Origin of the sequence: Amycolatopsis thermoflava N1165, assembly GCF_000473265.1 — a bacterium.
Taxonomy (GTDB): Bacteria; Actinomycetota; Actinomycetes; order Mycobacteriales; family Pseudonocardiaceae; genus Amycolatopsis_E; species Amycolatopsis_E thermoflava.
The window spans coordinates 7,044,999-7,062,118 of record NZ_KI421511.1 but is presented as its reverse complement, the minus strand read 5'-3'; the positions used below and the strand labels follow the sequence as shown (position 1 = coordinate 7,062,118).

Here is a 17,120-nt window from a genome sequence, read left to right as displayed (position 1 = left end):
CCGGTTCCGCCGTCACGAGCGGCGTGCTGGTCGAACTTCAGCAGGAAGACCTCCATGCTCGCCTTCGCATTGCGCCGGCTGCTCGTGTCGGTGCCGATCCTCATCTTGTCGACGTTCGTCGTCTTCGTGATGGTGTCGCTGTCGGCCAACCCGCTCAGCAACCTCATCACCCGAAATCCGCCACCGCCACCGCAGACCATCGCCGCCGAGACCCACCGGCTGCACCTGGACCAGCCGCTGATGGAGCGATACTGGAACTGGATCACCGGCATCTTCCGCGGCGACTTCGGCCCGTCCGTCAACTCGACGATGGACATCGGGTCGGAGGTCATCTCCCGCTTCGGCGTCACGTTCCGCCTGATCTTCCTCGCGATGGTCATCGCGCTGATCCTGGCGATCGTCGTCGGCGCCGTCAGCGCCGTGAAGCAGTACTCCAAGCTGGACTACACGGCGACCTTCTTCGGCTTCCTCTTCCTGTCGATGCCCGCGTTCTGGCTCGCGGTGCTCCTGAAGCAGGCCGGCATCAACATCAACAACACCGTCGGCGACCAGGTCTTCTACACGATCGGCGCGAGTTCGATCTACGTGCAGGGCGGCTTCTGGGCGCACCTCGGCGACGTGCTGGGGCACATGATCCTGCCGACCATCTCGCTGGCGCTGATCTCCTACGCCTCCTGGAGCCGCTTCCAGCGCGGGTCGATGCTCGAGGTGCTCAACAGCGACTACGTGCGGCTCGCCCGCGCCAAGGGCCTGTCCCGCGGCGTCGTGATGCGGCGGCACGCGCTGCGCAACGCCCTCATCCCGCTCACCACCGTCACCGCGCTGGACCTGGCGTCCATCATCTCCGGCGCCGTGGTGACCGAGAAGGTGTTCCAGTGGCAGGGCGCGGGTACCTTCCTGCTCGACGCCATCGCGCAGAGCGACGTGTACGCCGTCGAGGCCTGGCTGCTGATCTCGGCGACCTTCGTCATCCTGTTCAACCTTGTCGCCGACCTGCTGTACGGCGTGCTCGACCCGAGGATCCGCCATGCCTGAGCCTTCGACCACCGAAACCACCGCGACGGCCCAGCTGCAGGACAGCCCCAAGGGCACCGTCGAGCGCGAGTTCACCGTCCAGGAGCGCGGCCAGTTCCAGCTGGTGCTGCGCCGGTTCCTGCAGCACCGGCTGGCCGTGGCGAGCCTGATCCTGCTGATCGTGATCGTGCTGCTGGCCTACGTCGGCGGCTGGCTCTGGAAGTACGGGCCCGAGGACATCACGCCGGACAACTCCGAGGCGCCGTCGCTGGCGCACCCGTTCGGCACCGACGCGGTCGGCAAGGACATGCTGGCCCAGGTGCTCCGCGGCACCCAGATCTCGCTGCAGATCTCCGTGCTGGTCGCGATCTTCTCCACGGTCGTCGGCACGATCTGGGGCGCGGTCGCCGGCTACTACCGCGGCTGGATCGACACGGTGCTGATGCGCATCGCCGACCTGGTGCTGACCCTGCCGCTGCTGGCCGTCGCGGCCGTGCTCGGCCACAACGCGGGCGGCAGCTGGTGGCTCATCGCGGTCGTCATCGCCGGCCTGTACTGGGCCTACGTGTCCCGGGTCGCGCGCGGTGTGGTGCTGTCGCTGCGGGAGAAGGAGTTCATCGAGGCGGCCCGCGCGCTCGGCGCGGGTGACGGGCGGATCATCTTCCGGCACCTGGTGCCCAACGCGCTCGGCTCGGTGATCGTGAACGCGACGATCCTGGTGTCCATCGGCATCCTGCTGGAGACCGCGCTGTCGTTCCTCGGCTTCGGTGTGCGGCCGCCGGACACCTCGCTCGGCCTGCTGGTGAGCAGCGCGCAGACGGCGGTCGACACCCGCCCGTGGCTGTTCTACTTCCCGGGCCTGTTCATCATCCTGATCGCGCTGACGATCAACTTCATCGGGGACGGGCTCCGCGACGCGTTCGACCCCCAGCAGACGAAGGTGCGCGCATGACCTCGTTCGACTCCCAGACGACGGCCGACCCCGTCCTCTCGGTGGAGGACCTCACCGTCCAGTTCCCCAGCGACGACGGCCTGGTGCAGGCCGTGCGCGGTGTGAGCTACCAGCTCGGCCGCGGTGAGGTGCTGGGCGTCGTCGGTGAATCCGGCTCCGGCAAGTCGGTGACCTCGCTGGCGATCATGGGCCTGCTGCCCCGTTCGGCGCGCGTCAAGGGCACGATCAACTTCAAGGGCCGCAACCTGCTGGAGCTGTCCGAGAAGCAGATGACGCGGGTCCGCGGCAGCGGCATCGCGATGGTCTTCCAGGACCCGATGACGTCGTTGAACCCGGTCTACCCGGTGGGCGACCAGATCGCCGAGGCCATCACCGCGCACCACGACGTGCGCAGGGACGTGGCCCGCAAGCAGGCCGTGGAGCTGCTGGACCTGGTGCGCATCCCGAACCCGCAGCAGCGGGCCACCGAGTACCCGCACCAGCTCTCCGGCGGTATGCGGCAGCGCGTGGTGATCGCGATCGCGATCGCCAACCGGCCCGAGGTGATCATCGCCGACGAGCCGACGACCGCGCTGGACGTGACCGTGCAGGCGCAGGTGCTGGACGCGCTGCAGGCGGCGAAGCAGGAGACCGGCGCCGCGATGGTGCTGATCACCCACGACCTCGGCGTCATCGCCGGGCAGGCCGACCGGGTGCAGGTCATGTACGCGGGCAAGGTGGTCGAGGCAGGCACGGTCGACGACATCTTCTACACCCCGCGCATGCCCTACACGCTGGGCCTGCTCGGCAGCCTGCCGCGGCTGGACATCAAGACCGACCGGCTCACCCCGATCGCGGGTTCGCCGCCCTCGGTGGTCAACATGCCGCCGGGCTGCCCGTTCAGCCCGCGCTGCCCGATGGCGCAGGACATCTGCGACCGGGAGGAGCCGGTGCTCGCGCCGACCACCGACGGTCTGCACAAGGCGGCCTGCCACTTCAGCGACCAGCTGGCCGGCCGCGAAGCCACTGATCTGTTCAACCCCACCTCGGTCGACGACGTCGACGCGGTGGCCGCGGTGACCCCCGGGGAGAAGACCGAATGAGCGAGAGCGCAGCCGGCGTGCTGCCCGAGCAGGACCAGCGGACCCCGGTGCTGTCGGCCCGCGACGTCGTCAAGCACTTCCCGGTACGCAGCGGCGGGCTGATCCGGCGCCAGATCGGCGAGGTCCAGGCCGTGTCCGGGGTGTCGTTCGACATCTACGAGCGGGAGACCCTCGCGCTCGTCGGCGAGTCGGGGTGCGGGAAGTCGACCACCGCGCGGGTGGTGCTGAACTTGCAGCCGGCCACCGCGGGCGAGGTGCGCTTCGAAGGCACCGAGCTGCACAAGCTGAACCGCAAGGACATGCAGCGCCTGCGCAGGCAGATGCAGATCGTGTTCCAGGACCCGTACGCCTCGGTGGACCCGCGCATGCCGGTCAACGAGATCATCGCGGAGCCGCTGCGGATCCACAACCTGTACGAAAAGGGCGGCCGGGAGCGGGTGCGCGAGCTGCTCGCCACGGTCGGCCTGCGGCCCGAGCACGGCAACCGGTACCCGCACGAGTTCTCCGGCGGCCAGCGGCAGCGCATCGGCATCGCGCGGGCGCTCGCTCTGCAGCCGAAGCTGCTGGTGCTGGACGAGCCGGTGTCGGCGCTGGACGTGTCCATCCAGGCCGGTGTGCTGAACCTGCTGCAGGACCTGCAGTCGGAGTTCGGGCTGTCGTACCTGTTCGTGTCGCACGACCTGTCCGTGGTCCGGCACATCGCCAACCGCATCGCGGTGATGTACCTGGGCAAGATCGTCGAGACGGCGCCGTCGGAGGAGCTGTTCGAGAACCCGGCGCACCCGTACACGCAGGCGCTGATTTCGGCGATCCCGGTGCCCGACCCGCGCAAGGAACGCTCGCGGGAGCGCATCGTGATCACCGGTGACGTGCCGAGCCCGGCGAACCCGCCGAGCGGCTGCCGGTTCCGGACGCGGTGCCCGAAGTTCGCGAACGAGTTGAGCGACGCGGAGCGCTCGAAGTGCATCGACGAGGAGCCGTTGCTCGTCGACCGCGGGCAGGGTCACCCGGCGGCTTGCCATTATGCGCAGGCGCGGCAGTTGATCTGATCTCCGCTACGCGGGTGGCTCGATCGCCGGCTTCGCTTCGCTACGCCCCGATCGAGAGAGTCCTCCCGAACCCGATCTTTCAGTGTTCGGTTGCCGAGACACCGCGTCAAGGCGGGAAAGCGTGCCTTGACCCGGTGGCTCGGCAACCGATTTGGCTGGGGATCGGGTTGCGGGAGAGGGGTGGCTCGGGCGGTTGGTGTGTTTCGTTGCCGGGTCGCGGTTGTGTTCTGTTTTGTGCGAGAAGAAGGCCCCCGGTTCCGCCGGGGGCCTTCGTCGTTGCGGGGTCAGCGGGGGCTGCGGGTCCAGTTCACGGCTTCGCTGAACGGGCCGAGCAGCGGCGGGCCCGCGGTCATCCCGGAGATGCCCTGCCCGGTGGCGAGTGTGTCGGCCAGCTGGAACAACGGCAGCACCGTGTGCTGCGCCCACAGCTTCGGCTCCAGCTCGGCCAGCGCGTCGGTTAGTGGCTTCTCCCCGGTCAGCGCCTCTTCGATCGTCGTCTGCAGGTTTTCGTCGCAGACGGCGGCCGGGTTCGCCGGGATCACGGCCACGTTCGCCGACGGCGTGGACTGTCCGGGACGGCAACCGAACGTCGAGGCCAGCACCGTTGCCGCGTCGCCACCCACCGGGAGCGGCACCACCGCGATGTCGACGCCCACGGCGTTCGTGTTGCCCGTGGGGGCGGTCGAGCCCTGGCTCACCGGCAACGCCAGCAGGTTGGCGAACAGGTCGCGCGGCTGGGCGTTCAGCGTGTTCACCTGGATACCGGCCGCGATGAGCTGGTTGCTCAGCTCCTTCGCCATGCTCGCGTACGGCTCCTGCTGCCCCGGCGACGCGACGACCAGCGTGAGCGCCCTGCCGTCCTTGCGCCAGATGCCGGCTTCCTTGACGTAGCCCGCCGCGGTCAGCAGCGACTCCGCCTTCGCCGGGTCCGGCACGCCGTAACCGGCGGGGATCGTCGGCGCGTAGCCGGCCTGCGAGGGCCACCGCACCTGCGCGTCGGCCCGCAGCCCGGCCGACGGGCCGCCCCCGGTGCCCTCGTCGATCAGCTTGTTCCGGTCGATGATCGCCGACACGGCCTCGCGCACCTGGTCGTCCACGAGCGGGCCGTTCGCCGGGCGCAGCAGCACCTCGGCCACCCGCGGGCTGGCCACCGTGCTCAGCTGGACACTCGGCCCGAGCACCTGGAACTGGTTCAGGCCGGCGCTGTCGGTGCGGGACATGACGAACTGGTCGTTGCCGCTGCGCAGGGCGCCCGCCAGGCCGGTGGCGTCGGACCGGCGCAGCACGATCTGATCTACCGCGGCCGGCTTGTCCCAGTAGCGCTCGTTGCGCTCCAGGATGATCTCACCGCGCGCGTTGTCCCGCGTCTTGATCGAGAACGGCCCGCCGTAGGCCGGGAAGCTGTCCTGCAGCGCGCCCTGCCAGCCGCCCGGCGCGTCCTTGAGCAGGTGCTGCGGCAGCAGGTTCGAGAACAGCGTCTGCCAGCCCGGGTACGGCTCGGAGAACGTCACCTGGACGCCCTTGCCGCCCTCGCTGGGCTGGATGTTGCTGATCAGCCGGTACCCGGCGGGCTGCACGACACCGGGCTGGTCGCGCATGGCCTCGGCGAGGTAGACGAAGTCCTCCACCGCGATCGGCGCGCCGTCGGACCACGAGGCGTCCTGCCGGATCAGGTAGGTGACCGTGAACGGGTCGGTCGAGGTGACCTCGGCCGAGCGCATCAGCGTCGTGTCGAGCTGGTTCTCGCCGTTGGCGTCGGGCCGGAACACCGACGGCAGCAGCATCTGCGACAGCGCCGTGGTGATCGTGGACTGGTCGGCCAGGTTGTGCGGGTTGTAACCGCCCGCGATGTCGTCGACGCCGATCACGATCTGCGATGCCGTCGGCGCCGCCGGGCTCGACGACTGGGCCACCGGCGACGTCACGACCGGCGGTGGCGGGGTGCTGGTGCAGGCGGCCAACGCGGTCAGCAGCACCGTGACCAGTGCCGCCGCTTTACCGCTTCCCCGCACGCTGCCTCCCCTGATGAGCCCATGATGGTGTCACAAGGCCTGTAGCCGCGGTACCGAGATTGCCAGACCGGCCGGGACTCGCTGTCACCGGATCAGGTACCGCCGAAAGGTGGACGTTGCTGAGCGTGTCGTGGTTCCCCCGGAAAACGAGACGGGGGACGCCCACCGCGATGGACGTCCCCCGGCCCGGCGAACTCAGCCGCGCGACTTGGCGCGCGAACGCTCCTTGGCCCGCTGCGTGATCTCCAGCGTCACCTTCCGCACGCGCACCGCGTTCGGCGCCACCTCGACGCATTCGTCGGCGGCGCAGAACTCCAGCGCCTCCTCCAGGCCCAGCTTGCGCGGGCGCGCGAGGCGCTCCAGCTCGTCGCCGGTGGAGGAGCGCATGTTGGTGAGCTTCTTCTCCTTGGTGATGTTGATGTCGAGGTCCTCGGCGCGCGGGTTCTCGCCCACGACCATGCCCTCGTACACCTCGGCGCCCGGCTCGACGAAGAACGTGCCGCGGTCGGCGAGCTGGATCATCGCGTAGGAGGTGACCGGTCCGGACCGGTCGGCGACCAGCGAACCGCTGTGCCGCGTGCGGATCTCGCCCGCCCACGGGTGGTAGCCCTCGAACACGTGGTTCGCGATGCCGGTGCCGCGGGTCTCGGTCAGGAAGTCGGTGCGGAACCCGATCAGGCCACGCGCGGGCAGCACGAACTCCAGCTTGATGCGGCCGGTGCCGTGCCCGCTCATGTCCTCCATGCGGCCCTTGCGGGCGGCGAGCAGCTGGGTGACCGCGCCGAGATGCTCCTCGGGGATGTCCAGCGTGAGCCGCTCGAACGGCTCGTGCAGCTTGCCGTCGATGGTCTTGGTGACCACCTGCGGCTTGCCGACGGTCAGCTCGAAGCCCTCGCGGCGCATCTGCTCGACCAGGATCGCCAGCGCCAGCTCGCCACGGCCCTGGACCTCCCAGGTGTCCGGGCGCTCGGTGGGCAGGACGCGGATCGACACGTTGCCGATCAGCTCCTGGTCCAGCCGGGCCTTGACCAGGCGCGCGGTGACCTTGTCGCCGCCGTTGCGGCCGGCCAGCGGCGAGGTGTTCACGCCGATCGTCATCGAGATGGCCGGCTCGTCGACGGTGATCCGGGGCAGCGCCACCGGGTTCTCGACGTCGGCCAGCGTGTCCCCGATCGTGATGTCCGGGATGCCCGCGATGGCGACCAGGTCACCGGCCGAGGCCTCCTGCGCGGGCACCCGCTCCAGGGCCTCGGTGACCAGCAGCTCCGAGATCCGGACGTTCTGCACCGAGCCGTCCTCGCGCAGCCACGCGACGGTCTGGCCCTTGCGGAGCTTGCCGGCGTGGATGCGGATGAGCGCGATGCGGCCGAGGAAGTTCGACGCGTCGAGGTTGGTGACCAGGGCCTGCAGCGGGCTGTCCGGGTCGGCCTTCGGCGGCGGCACGTGGCGCAGCAGGACGTCGAACAGCGGGTCGAGGTTCTCGCTGTCCGGCAGGGCGCCGTCGGCGGGCTGCTCCAGGCTCGCCTTGCCCGCCCGCGCGGAGGCGTAGATCACCGGCAGGTCGAGGACCGCGTCCAGGTCGGCATCCTCGATGTCGCCGGCCAGATCGAGCAGCAGGTCGTGGGTCTCCTCGACGACCTCGGCGATGCGGGCGTCCGGGCGGTCGACCTTGTTGACCACCAGCACGACCGGCAAGCCGGCCTGCAGGGTCTTGCGCAGCACGAACCGGGTCTGCGGCAGCGGCCCCTCGCTGGCGTCGACCAGCAGCAGGACGCCGTCCACCATGGACAGGCCGCGCTCGACCTCGCCGCCGAAGTCGGCGTGGCCGGGGGTGTCGATCACGTTGATGGTGACCGGGCCGTCGGCGGTCTCGCGGCGGATGGCGGTGTTCTTGGCGAGGATCGTGATGCCCTTCTCACGTTCCAGCTCGCCCGAGTCCATCACGCGGTCGACGAGCTCGGCACGTTCGCCGAAGGCGCCGGACTGCCGCAGCATGGCGTCGACCAGGGTGGTCTTCCCGTGGTCGACGTGCGCGACGATGGCGACGTTGCGGAGGTCGGTGCGGACCTTCTCGGCGGTTGCTGTGGGCACGCGAGGGCTCCTGAACATTTCGAAGGGATGAATCGCGGGCCCGCTTTGGCATACGCGATCCCGTTCAGGATACCCGGTACCACATTGTGACCAGTGCCACGGTGGATGATCACTTAGGCTCACCTAACCTGAGGGCACCCCCGAGTCGTGGAGTGGTGGTTTTGGGCAAGAAGGACGCGGACCCGCGCAAGGTCGTCCGCAAGCTCATGAAGGCGGGCAAGGTCAAGAAGAAGTGCTGCCGCTCGAAGCCCCGCTGCAAGAAGTGCCCGGTCCTCGCACTCCAGCGAGCGAAGGCGGACATCAAGAAGGCGGCCTAGACGGCCAGCGCCTCGTTCACCAAGCGGAGTTCCGGCGCGGTGCGGGTGGCGCCGAATTCGACGATTTCGTGTCGCGCGAGGCGGCGCAGGTGGAACGGGTCGGAGGCCAGAATCGCCTCCAATTTCACCCGCGGCATCGGCCGCGTGATGATGACGCAACCGGAATGCGGCGTGCGCCGGCCGGCCGTCAGGAACTCGCCCGACCGGAAGTGCCGGTCCAGCCATTTCGCGTGGTCGGCCAGGTAGTAGTCGACTTCCTCCACCGGGGCCGTGTAGTCGATCAGCACGATGTACATGCCTTCACGGTAGCCCCGGCGAGGACCCCCGGGAAACAATTCTCAGCCATTTGCCAGTAATCTGTGCAACAGCGGTTCGACATTCCAAAGAATTGCTTTCCGGAAGGCAATGTGGATATTACTTTCGGGCGCTGCTACGCTGTCCGCGTGCGTACGATCGTGAACTTCTGGTGGCCGCCCGCAGGCGGTCCCTCCGACGTGCGCTGAAACCCACGACAAGGCCGCCCGCGCAGGCGGCCTTCGTCGTTCCCGGGGCCGTGGCGGGGGTGGCCACCGACCCGAGGAAGCAACCGATGCGAATTTCCGGGATCACCCCGTCCGGCCACACCCACCTCGGCAACCACCTGGGCGCGATCCAGCGCTGGGTGACCGACGGCGGGCCGGACGACCTGTACTTCGTATCCGACCTGCACGCCATGACGACCACGCACAACCCGGGCAAGCTGCGCGGCCGGACCAGCGAGATGCTGGCCATCCTGGTGGCGGCCGGGATCCCCGCCGAGCGCGTTTTCGTGCAGTCGGACCTGTCCCGCGAGCTGGGCGCGCTGACCTGGATCCTGGAGTGCACCTGCAGCTACGGCGAGGCCGCGCGGATGATCCAGTTCAAGGAGAAGGGCAGTGGCCAGCCGGGGGTGCGGCTGAGCCTGCTGACCTACCCGGTGCTGATGGCCGCCGACATCCTGCTGCAGGGCGCGGCGGAAGTGCCGGTCGGCGAGGACCAGAACCAGCACGTGGAGCTGGCGCGGGCGCTGGCCAGGCGGTTCAACGGCACCTACGGCGAGGTGTTCACGGTGCCGCGGCCAGTGCTGCCGCCGACGGGCGCGCGGGTGCGGGACCTGAGCGACCCGGCGCGGAAGATGTCGAAGTCGGCCCGGGACGCGGCCGGGGTGGTGTTCGTGCTGGACGAGCCGGACCTGATCCGGCGCAAGGTGCGGCGCGCGGTCACCGACGGGCTCACCGGGGTCGAGTACGCGCCGGAAGAGCGTCCCGGGGTCGCGAACCTGCTGGAGATCCTGGCCGGCTGCCGGGGCGAGCGGCCCGCGGACGTGGCGGCGGAGTTCTCGTCCTACGGAGCGCTGAAGGAAGCCGTGGCGGAGGCGGTGGTCGAGACACTACGCCCGATCCGGGAGCGGACGCTGGAGCTGCTGGCGGACCCGGCGGAGCTGGCGCGGATCCGCAAGGAGGGCGCGAGCCGGGCCGCCGAACGCGGCGAGCACCGCCTGACCTCGGCGATGCGGCTCATCGGCGCGGGAATGTGACCCGGCCTTGCTGATCCGGCAAATTTCCGTGCCGACCGGGTAGAGCCCGTGCCAGGGTGGCGGCCATGCCTCCCACAGCGCGCCGTCGTGACACCCGCCCGCCGAGGACCGGCCCCGGGGAGAAGGACGTGCTGGCAGGCTTCCTCGCCTACCTGCGCGCCGCGGTGGTCGCGAAGGCCCAGGGCGTCCCGGAACCGCAGGCCCGCACCCCCGGGGTGCCGTCCGGGACGAACCTGCTCGGCCTCGTCAAGCACCTCACCCACGTCGAACGCCACTGGCTCCTCGGCCAGCCGGCAGGCGACTGGGCGGCCACCTTCCGCCCGGAACCGGACGAGACCGCCGACGACATCCTCCGCGCCTACCGGGAGACCACGGCCCGCGGCGACGAGGTCATCGCCGCCTGCCCGGACCTGGCCGCGCCCGGGCCGCGTCCGGGCGGGCGGCGTGGCCCGGCGCCGTCCCTGCGCTGGACCCTCACTCACTTGATCGAGGAGACCGGGCGTCACGCCGGGCACGCCGACATCCTGCGTGAACTGATCGACGGCGCCACGGGACGCTGACTCAGGCCAGCAACCGCCGCAGGTCCGGGAGCAGTTCGAGGTCCGCGGGCAGCCACTCGACGCCGTCCAGGCCGTCCGCGTCGAGCCAGCGCAATGCCTTGTGGTCCAGCGCCTCGGGCCGGGCGCGCTCGTCGGTCAGCGAAGCGGCGAACACCCGCAGCACCAGCCCGGCCCGCAGCGGCACGTCCGGTCCCACGCGCGAGCCGACCACGACGTCCACCCCGAGCTCCTCGCGGCACTCCCGCCGCAACGCGTCCACTTCGGACTCGCCGGGTTCGACGCGGCCGCCGGGCAGTTCCCACAGCCCGGCCACCTCGCGCGGGTACGCGCGCTGCTGGGCGAGCAGGGACCGGCCCCGCACGATGGCCGCTCCCACGATCACCTTCACGAGGTGGAGACGTTACCGGCCGATCGCCAGACGATCTGGAAGCGGGCACCGCCCTCGGGCGACTCGCCGACGGACACCCGACCGCCGCGCCGCCGCACCGCTTCGGCGACCATCGCCAGCCCGAGCCCGGTGCCGCCGGAGGTGCGAGCCCGGTCGTCGCCCACCCGGTAGAACCGGTCGAACACGCGGTCGCGATGACCGGGCGGGATGCCCGGCCCGTCGTCGTCCACGACCAGCCGCACCGTGGAGTGCCCGGGCAGCACCGACACCACGATCTGCGAGGACGCGTACCGGCAGGCGTTGCGCAGCAGGTTGTTCAGCACCAGCTCCACCTCGGAGTGCGCCGCGTGCGCCCACGCCTGCCCGACCACCCCGGTCACGCGCACGGCGGGCGATCCGGGCGGCAGCCGGTCCGCGGCCGCGCGCGCCTCGGTGAGCAGTTCCACCGCTTCGGCGGGCGGCAGCTCCCCGGCGTCCGACCGCGCCAGCGTCAGCAGCCCGTCCAGCAGCGCGGACAACCGCTCGGCCTCGGCGAGGACGTCGGCCAGCGTCTCCTGCGCCAGCTCCGGATCGGGGTTCGCGACGGCGACCTCGGCCTGCACGCGGATCGACGCGACCGGCGAGCGCAGCTCGTGCGCGGCGTCGCCGGTGAACCGCCGCAGCCGCTGCGCCGCCTCCTCCTGCCGCGCCAGCAACGCGTTGAAGTCCGCCGCCAGCGCACGCAGCTCGTCGTCGGCCTCGGGCAGCGGCACCCGCTGCCCCGGCGGCAGCGCACGGACGGTGCGACGCAGGCGGCTCACGCGCCGCAACGCGAACCGCACCACGAGCCAGGTCGCGATCGCGGCGAGCGCCGCGCCGATCCCGGCCGCCCACAGCAACCAGGTCGCCGCTTTCTGCACGGCCGCGCGCTGGCCCACCAGCCCGGTCCCGGCCGCGACCAGCCGCAGCTGCCCGTCCGGCGCGGTCACCACCGAGCCCAGCCACCGCATCCGGTCCACGGTCACCGACTGCCCCGCCTTGAGCGCACGCACGTCACCCGGCCCGAGCGTGGCCGCCGGGCCCCCGTCGACCGGCGCGCCCGCGGTGTCGAGCACGCGCAGGGTGACCCCGTCCGACGGCGCCGGCGGCTGCCCGGCGGACACGGCCGCGGCGGCGGGCGCGAGCGCCTCGGACAGCTCGGTGTCGACGGAGGAGTCCCGCAGTGGACCGAGGCCGCGCCCCGCCACGATGGCGAGGCCGAGCAGGAACGCCAGCGTGACCGCGGCGGCCGGCGCCGTGATCCGGAACTGCATGGACCGGCGTTCCCACCACCGGCGGAGGAACGTCACCCGGGCAGGACCTCGTCCAGCGCGGCGTCGGAGGCCAGGTAGCCGTGGCCGCGGACGGTCCGCACCAGCGCGCCCGCCCCGACCGCGTCGAGCTTGCGGCGCACGTACCCGACGTAGACCTCGACGACGTTGCGGGTCGCGGCCTGCTCGTCACCCCAGACGGCACGCAGCAGCTCGTCCTTGGTGACGACCGTCCCTGCGCGCCCGACCAGCACCTCCAGCAGGCTGAACTCGCGCGGGCTCAGCGCGACCGGGTCGTCGTGCCAGTGCACCTCGCGGGTTGCGCGGTCGACGACGAGACCCCCGATGCGCAGTGGCCCGCGTGTCCCCTCGCTCGAGGCGCGCCGCAGCACCGCGCGGATCTGCGCGACCAGCACGACGAACGAGAACGGCTTGACCAGGTAGCCGTCGGCGCCCAGGTCGAGCCCGTCGGCCTGGTCGACCTCGCCGTCCTTGGCCGACACCATCAGCACCGGCGTGGTGATGCCCTGCGCGCGCAGCGCCTGCAGCACCCGGTACCCGGACAGGCCGGGGAGCATGATGTCCAGCAACAGCACGTCGAACGACCCGGTCTGCGCGAGGCGCAGGCCGCTCGGGCCGTCGGGAGCGGTGACGACGTCCATGCCCTCCGCGCGCAGCCCGCGGTGCAGCGCCTTGCGCACACCTGGCTCGTCGTCCACCACGAGGATCCGAGGGTTCACGGTTGTCTAGCATGCCCGGTTTTTCCAGCTCGGGCGCGCGCTCTCAGCGGTCTCTCAGCATCTCAGGCCCATCTCAGGGCGGATCGAGGAGTGTCAGCGGCGGGGAAAGAGCACACTGGTGCTCGGTTGACACAGGGAGAACAGATGCAGCCGAAGACGAAGGCCATCACCGCCGCGGTCACCGGATCCGCGCTCGGCGCCGCCGGGCTCGCCTGGCTCGCGATGCCCGCGGCCGCGGGCGAGGCGCCCGAGCTGCCGGCGATCAGCGCCGAGGAGCTGGTGCAGTCGGTGGCCACCACCAAGACGCCTGCGCTGGCGGGCACGGTCGAGGTGGACAACAACCTGGGCCTGCCGGTCTCGACCCTGCCGGGGGGCACGAGCCTGGACATCGACGCGGCCCGCGTCTACAACGACGGCGCGGGCAACAGCAAGCTCGCGATCGAGCAGGGGGCGAGCGAGCACACCATCGTCCGCAACGGGGCGACCGTGTGGACGTACGACTCGGCGTCGAACGAGGCCACGAAGGTCACCGTGCCGCCGGAAGCGCTGCAGAAGCCGGAGGAGTACCAGCTCAGCGACCCGGCGACGGCGACGACGCAGGTGCTCGCGAAGGTCCGCGAGAGCAGCACCGTGACGGTCGAGGGCACGGCGCGCGTCGCCGGCCGCGCGGCGTACGAGCTGGTGCTGACGCCGAAGCCGACCGAGCGCACGCTGCTGCGCGAGGTGCGCGTCGCGGTCGACGCCGAGAAGCGCGTGCCGCTGCGCCTGGCCGTGATGACCTACGGCACGTCGGACCCGGCGTTCCAGGTGGCGTTCAGCGACATCGCGTTCGCGCCGCAGCCGGCGAGCGAATTCCAGTTCACCCCGCCGCAGGGCGCGAAGGTGACCGAGGAGCAAGCGCCGGCCGAGCACCCGGACCAGCGGGCCGTCGAGGACGCGGTGCAGGTCAGCGGCGACGGCTGGGACAGCGTCCTGACCGGTTCGTTCCCGGCCGAGGCGCTGGCGCCGCAGCAGGGCGAGCGCGGGCAAAACGTGGACCCGAAGGCCCTGCTGGCGCAGTTCGGCAAGCCGGTCAGCGGCGCGTTCGGCACCGGCTACGTGATCACCACGAAGGTCGGCACCGCGCTGGTCACCGACGACGGCCGCTTCGCCGTCGGCGCGGTGCCGGAGCAGGTGCTGATCGAGGCTCTGGGAGCGAAATGACGGAGACACTGCCGGTGGGCGCTTCGGTCGAAGCGCCCACCGCGGGTCCGGCACTCGCCGCGCGGACCAGGGGGTTGCGCAAGGTGTACCGGACCGCGGTCGCGGTGGACCAGGTCGATCTGGACGTGCCGGAAGGCGCGGTGCTGGGCATGCTCGGGCCGAACGGCTCGGGCAAGACCACCACGATCCGGATGCTGCTCGGCCTGGTCCGCCCGACCGAGGGCGAGGTGGAGCTGCTCGGGCACCGGATGCCCGACGGCGCGCCGCGGGCGCTGCCCGAGGTGGGCGCGCTGGTCGAGGGGCCGGGGTTCCACCCGTTCCTGTCCGGGCGGGAGAACCTGCGCCGCGTCGCGGCCGCCGAGCCGCGGCTGTCGTCGGCGGCGATCCCCCGCGCGGTCGACGACGCGCTGGAGCGGGTCGGGCTCGGGCACGCCGCGCACCGGCGCTACCGGGGGTACTCGCTGGGCATGAAGCAGCGGCTGGGGCTCGCCTCGGCGCTGCTCGTGCCGCGGCGGATGGTCGTTCTGGACGAGCCGACCAACGGGCTGGACCCGGCGGGCACGCGGGAGATCCGCAACATCATCGGCGAGCTGCACGCCGAGGGCGTCACCGTGCTGGTGTCCTCGCACCTGCTCGCCGAGGTCGAGGCGACCTGCACGCACGTGGCCGTCCTGCACGACGGCACGGTGGTCGCGCAGGGCGAGCTGGACGAGCTGCTGGAGTCCGGCACGCCGTCGCTGGTCGTGTCCACTCCGGACGGTGACGAGGCGCTCACCGCGCTGCGCGACAACCGCATCCCCGGCCGGCTCACACCGGAGGGCGTGCGGGCGGACCTGACCTCGGCGACCGCGCCGCAGGTGATCGAAACGCTGGTGCGGGCCGGGGTGTCCGTGCACGAGGCGAAGCGGGCCCGCACCGGGCTGGAGGACCTGTTCGCGCGGCTGACGCAACGGGATTCCGAAACCGGGGGCCTGCCGGATGTGGACGAGGGGACGTCATGACGGCGACACTGGACGCGGCGCCGGTGGAACGGTGGAGTGTGCCGTTCCACCGGCTCTACCGCGCCGAGCTGCGGTGGATCTTCCGCCGCCCGCGCACGCTGATCGTGCTCGGCCTGCTCGCGCTGATCCCGGTGATCGTCGGGATCGGGCTGACGATCGCGGGGGACAGCGGCGGCGGGCCCGGCGGCGGTGACGGCGACAACGCGCTGCTGGCGTCCGCGGCCGGGAACGCGCTGGTCCTGCCGCTGGCCACGCTCGGGCTGACGCTGAACCTGATGCTGCCGCTGGTCACGGCGATGTCGGCCGGCGACGCGCTCGCCGGTGAATCGGCCGTGGGCACGCTGCGCGGGCTGCTGCTCGCGCCGGTGAGCCGCGGCAGGCTGCTACTGATGAAGGCGCTCGGGGTCGCGACGTTCACGCTCGCCGCGGCGCTGCTGATGGCCGTGGTCGCGATGATCACCGGGCTGGTGATCAACGGGACCGGCTCGCTGTTCACGCTGTCCGGCAACACGCTGTCCTTTGTGGACGCACTGGGCCGGGTCGCGCTGGCGGCGGCGTGGGTGACGCTGCAGCTGTGGGCGGTCGGGGCCATCGCGCTGGCGATCTCGGCGTGCACCGAGCACCCGATGGTCGTGGTGGTGTCGATGCTGGCCGGCGTCGTGGTGTCGACGGTCCTGCTCCTGCTGTCGGCGGTGGACTGGCTGCACCCGTTCCTGCTGCCGCAGTCCTGGACCGCGATCGCGGACATCCTGCGCGACCCGATCCCGGCCGACCAGCTCGGCGAGGGCGCGATCCGCGCCGCGTGCTACGTCGTGATCGGCCTGTCGCTGGCCTACGCGCGGCTGTCCACGAAGGACGGTTAGCCGATCAGGGCCACGCCGTCCGGGTCGGGGGCGATGCTGATCTCGTCGCCCGGGTTGACGTCGGCGGACACCGCCGCGACCGCGTCCACCGTGCCGGCGCTCGTGCGCACGGACAGGCGGACGTTGTCGCGGCGGTGCACCTTGGTCAGCACCTCGCCGGTGATCCCGGCGGTCGCGAGCCGCAGCCCGGCGGGACGCAGGCCGAGCCGCACCGGCCCGTCCGCGGCCTCCGGGATGGCGACCTCGCCGAACGGGCAGCGCACGATCCCGTCCGCCGCCTCGCCGTCGACGACCGTGGTGACACCGAGGAAGCGCGCCACGTTCTCGTCCGCGGGCCGCCGCCACACCTCGCGCACGGCCCCGGCCTGGCGGATCTTCCCGGCCTGCAGCACGGCGACGCGGTCGGCGAGGGTGAACGCCTCCTCCTGGTCGTGCGTGACGAGCAGCGCGGTGATCTTCGCGCTGCGCAGCATCTCGGCCAGGTCGACGGCCAGCTGCTCACGCAACCCGGCGTCCAAACCGGACAGCGGCTCGTCGAGCAGCAGCAGGCGCGGCTCCGGCGCGAGCGCGCGGGCCAGCGCGACCCGCTGCGCCTCGCCGCCGGACAGCTCGGTCACCCGCCGCTTCTGGTAGCCGGTCAGGCCCACGAGGTCGAGCAGCCGGCTCACGCGTTCCGCGCGCTCGGCCGACGACATCCCGTGCATCCGCGGCCCGAACGCGATGTTCCCGGCCACGTCCCGGTGCGGGAACAGCTGGCCGTCCTGGAACACCAGCCCGAACCCGCGCTTGTGCACCGGCACGCGCGCCAGGTCGGCGCCGTCCCAGCGCACGCTGCCCGCGGTGATCGGCTCCAGACCGGTGATGGCGCGCAGCAGCGTCGACTTCCCGGAGCCGGACGGGCCGAGCAGCGCGAGCACCTCGCCGTCGGCGATCTCCAGGTCCACGCCGGAGACGGCGATGAACGAGCCGTACCGCACGGTCAGGCCGGACACGGTCAACGCCAT

The 17,120-nt window shown here is 71.5% G+C and carries 17 protein-coding genes; 10 read left to right on the top strand and 7 right to left on the bottom strand.

Annotated elements, in window-relative coordinates:
* Window positions 1–54: 54 nt before the first annotated feature.
* Genes AMYTH_RS0135080 through AMYTH_RS0135065 form a run of 4 tightly spaced genes read left to right on the top strand, consistent with a single transcriptional unit; the run spans window position 55 to window position 4,097 of the window.
* Window positions 55–1,035 (top strand): ABC transporter permease, encoded by a 981-nt coding sequence (locus AMYTH_RS0135080; RefSeq protein ID WP_017984746.1) that lies wholly within the window; start codon window positions 55–57, stop codon window positions 1,033–1,035.
* The gene (locus AMYTH_RS0135075) at window positions 1,028–1,966 is read left to right on the top strand and encodes an ABC transporter permease (RefSeq protein ID WP_027934139.1); all 939 of its coding nucleotides are present in this window, start codon (window positions 1,028–1,030) and stop codon (window positions 1,964–1,966) included. The genes AMYTH_RS0135080 and AMYTH_RS0135075 overlap by 8 nt, the downstream gene beginning before the upstream one ends.
* Complete coding sequence (locus AMYTH_RS0135070) at window positions 1,963–3,048, top strand: ABC transporter ATP-binding protein (protein ID WP_027934138.1); 1,086 nt, start codon at window positions 1,963–1,965, stop codon at window positions 3,046–3,048. The genes AMYTH_RS0135075 and AMYTH_RS0135070 overlap by 4 nt, the downstream gene beginning before the upstream one ends.
* Window positions 3,045–4,097, top strand: a complete 1,053-nt coding sequence (locus AMYTH_RS0135065; RefSeq protein ID WP_027934137.1) for an ABC transporter ATP-binding protein — start codon at window positions 3,045–3,047, stop codon at window positions 4,095–4,097. Before AMYTH_RS0135070 ends, AMYTH_RS0135065 begins: the two co-directional genes overlap by 4 nt.
* Before the next feature lie 284 nt (window positions 4,098–4,381).
* Here the strand turns inward: AMYTH_RS0135065 and AMYTH_RS0135060 are convergent, their stop codons facing one another.
* Together AMYTH_RS0135060 and typA are read right to left on the bottom strand one after the other, a co-directional pair.
* Entirely contained in the window at window positions 4,382–6,109 is a 1,728-nt protein-coding gene (locus AMYTH_RS0135060; protein WP_027934136.1) for an ABC transporter family substrate-binding protein, read from the bottom strand.
* 195 nt (window positions 6,110–6,304) lie between these two features.
* Entirely contained in the window at window positions 6,305–8,218 is a 1,914-nt protein-coding gene (typA, locus tag AMYTH_RS0135055) for a translational GTPase TypA (protein ID WP_123684931.1), read from the bottom strand.
* A 137-nt stretch (window positions 8,219–8,355) separates the two neighbouring features.
* Between typA and AMYTH_RS49265 the strand changes: the two genes are divergently transcribed.
* A complete protein-coding gene (locus AMYTH_RS49265; RefSeq protein WP_157358800.1) occupies window positions 8,356–8,517 on the top strand; it encodes a hypothetical protein in 162 nt (53 codons plus the stop codon).
* On the opposite strand, the gene AMYTH_RS0135045 is transcribed toward AMYTH_RS49265, so the two are convergent.
* Window positions 8,514–8,813, bottom strand: a complete 300-nt coding sequence (locus AMYTH_RS0135045) for a YciI family protein (protein WP_027934134.1) — start codon at window positions 8,811–8,813, stop codon at window positions 8,514–8,516. The genes AMYTH_RS49265 and AMYTH_RS0135045 overlap by 4 nt on opposite strands.
* A gap of 293 nt (window positions 8,814–9,106) precedes the next feature.
* Here AMYTH_RS0135045 and trpS point away from each other — a divergent pair, with 293 nt between their 5' ends.
* Window positions 9,107–10,072, top strand: coding sequence for a tryptophan--tRNA ligase (trpS, locus tag AMYTH_RS0135040; RefSeq protein WP_027934133.1), 966 nt, complete (start codon window positions 9,107–9,109; stop codon window positions 10,070–10,072).
* Between the two features lie 65 nt (window positions 10,073–10,137).
* On the top strand, window positions 10,138–10,632 hold the full coding sequence (locus tag AMYTH_RS0135035; RefSeq protein WP_027934132.1) for a DinB family protein: 495 nt from the start codon (window positions 10,138–10,140) through the stop codon (window positions 10,630–10,632).
* 1 nt (window position 10,633) lies between these two features.
* On the opposite strand, the gene AMYTH_RS0135030 is transcribed toward AMYTH_RS0135035, so the two are convergent.
* Genes AMYTH_RS0135030 through AMYTH_RS0135020 form a run of 3 tightly spaced genes read right to left on the bottom strand, consistent with a single transcriptional unit; the run spans window position 10,634 to window position 13,049 of the window.
* Entirely contained in the window at window positions 10,634–11,020 is a 387-nt protein-coding gene (locus AMYTH_RS0135030) for a (deoxy)nucleoside triphosphate pyrophosphohydrolase (protein WP_017984755.1), read from the bottom strand.
* Window positions 11,017–12,312, bottom strand: a complete 1,296-nt coding sequence (locus tag AMYTH_RS0135025; RefSeq protein WP_051363129.1) for a sensor histidine kinase — start codon at window positions 12,310–12,312, stop codon at window positions 11,017–11,019. Before AMYTH_RS0135025 ends, AMYTH_RS0135030 begins: the two co-directional genes overlap by 4 nt.
* Before the next feature lie 32 nt (window positions 12,313–12,344).
* Window positions 12,345–13,049: a response regulator transcription factor gene (locus AMYTH_RS0135020; protein WP_020422302.1), complete on the bottom strand. Its 705-nt coding sequence runs from the start codon at window positions 13,047–13,049 to the stop codon at window positions 12,345–12,347.
* Window positions 13,050–13,193: 144 nt separating this feature from the next.
* On the opposite strand from AMYTH_RS0135020, the gene AMYTH_RS0135015 reads away from it, so the two are divergent.
* Genes AMYTH_RS0135015 through AMYTH_RS0135005 form a run of 3 tightly spaced genes read left to right on the top strand, consistent with a single transcriptional unit; the run spans window position 13,194 to window position 16,116 of the window.
* A complete protein-coding gene (locus AMYTH_RS0135015; RefSeq protein ID WP_027934129.1) occupies window positions 13,194–14,252 on the top strand; it encodes a LolA family protein in 1,059 nt (352 codons plus the stop codon).
* Complete coding sequence (locus AMYTH_RS0135010; RefSeq protein WP_027934128.1) at window positions 14,249–15,253, top strand: ABC transporter ATP-binding protein; 1,005 nt, start codon at window positions 14,249–14,251, stop codon at window positions 15,251–15,253. Before AMYTH_RS0135015 ends, AMYTH_RS0135010 begins: the two co-directional genes overlap by 4 nt.
* Window positions 15,250–16,116 (top strand): ABC transporter permease, encoded by an 867-nt coding sequence (locus AMYTH_RS0135005; RefSeq protein ID WP_027934127.1) that lies wholly within the window; start codon window positions 15,250–15,252, stop codon window positions 16,114–16,116. The genes AMYTH_RS0135010 and AMYTH_RS0135005 overlap by 4 nt, the downstream gene beginning before the upstream one ends.
* Here AMYTH_RS0135005 and AMYTH_RS0135000 read toward each other — a convergent pair.
* Entirely contained in the window at window positions 16,113–17,120 is a 1,008-nt protein-coding gene (locus AMYTH_RS0135000; protein WP_027934126.1) for an ABC transporter ATP-binding protein, read from the bottom strand. The two genes, AMYTH_RS0135005 and AMYTH_RS0135000, sit on opposite strands and share 4 nt — an antisense overlap.

Bases quoted from the DNA above. Each gene is read 5' to 3' on its own strand.
- AMYTH_RS0135080 (WP_017984746.1), top strand. From the start codon at position 55: ATGCTCGCCTTCGCATTGCGCCGGCTGCTCGTGTCGGTGCCGATCCTC.
- AMYTH_RS0135075 (WP_027934139.1), top strand. From the start codon at position 1,028: ATGCCTGAGCCTTCGACCACCGAAACCACCGCGACGGCCCAGCTGCAG.
- AMYTH_RS0135070 (WP_027934138.1), top strand. From the start codon at position 1,963: ATGACCTCGTTCGACTCCCAGACGACGGCCGACCCCGTCCTCTCGGTG.
- AMYTH_RS0135065 (WP_027934137.1), top strand. From the start codon at position 3,045: ATGAGCGAGAGCGCAGCCGGCGTGCTGCCCGAGCAGGACCAGCGGACC.
- typA (WP_123684931.1), bottom strand. From the start codon at position 8,218: ATGTTCAGGAGCCCTCGCGTGCCCACAGCAACCGCCGAGAAGGTCCGC.
- AMYTH_RS0135045 (WP_027934134.1), bottom strand. From the start codon at position 8,813: ATGTACATCGTGCTGATCGACTACACGGCCCCGGTGGAGGAAGTCGAC.
- trpS (WP_027934133.1), top strand. From the start codon at position 9,107: ATGCGAATTTCCGGGATCACCCCGTCCGGCCACACCCACCTCGGCAAC.
- AMYTH_RS0135035 (WP_027934132.1), top strand. From the start codon at position 10,138: ATGCCTCCCACAGCGCGCCGTCGTGACACCCGCCCGCCGAGGACCGGC.
- AMYTH_RS0135025 (WP_051363129.1), bottom strand. From the start codon at position 12,312: ATGCAGTTCCGGATCACGGCGCCGGCCGCCGCGGTCACGCTGGCGTTC.
- AMYTH_RS0135015 (WP_027934129.1), top strand. From the start codon at position 13,194: ATGCAGCCGAAGACGAAGGCCATCACCGCCGCGGTCACCGGATCCGCG.
- AMYTH_RS0135010 (WP_027934128.1), top strand. From the start codon at position 14,249: ATGACGGAGACACTGCCGGTGGGCGCTTCGGTCGAAGCGCCCACCGCG.
- AMYTH_RS0135005 (WP_027934127.1), top strand. From the start codon at position 15,250: ATGACGGCGACACTGGACGCGGCGCCGGTGGAACGGTGGAGTGTGCCG.
- AMYTH_RS0135000 (WP_027934126.1), bottom strand. From the start codon at position 17,120: ATGGCGTTGACCGTGTCCGGCCTGACCGTGCGGTACGGCTCGTTCATC.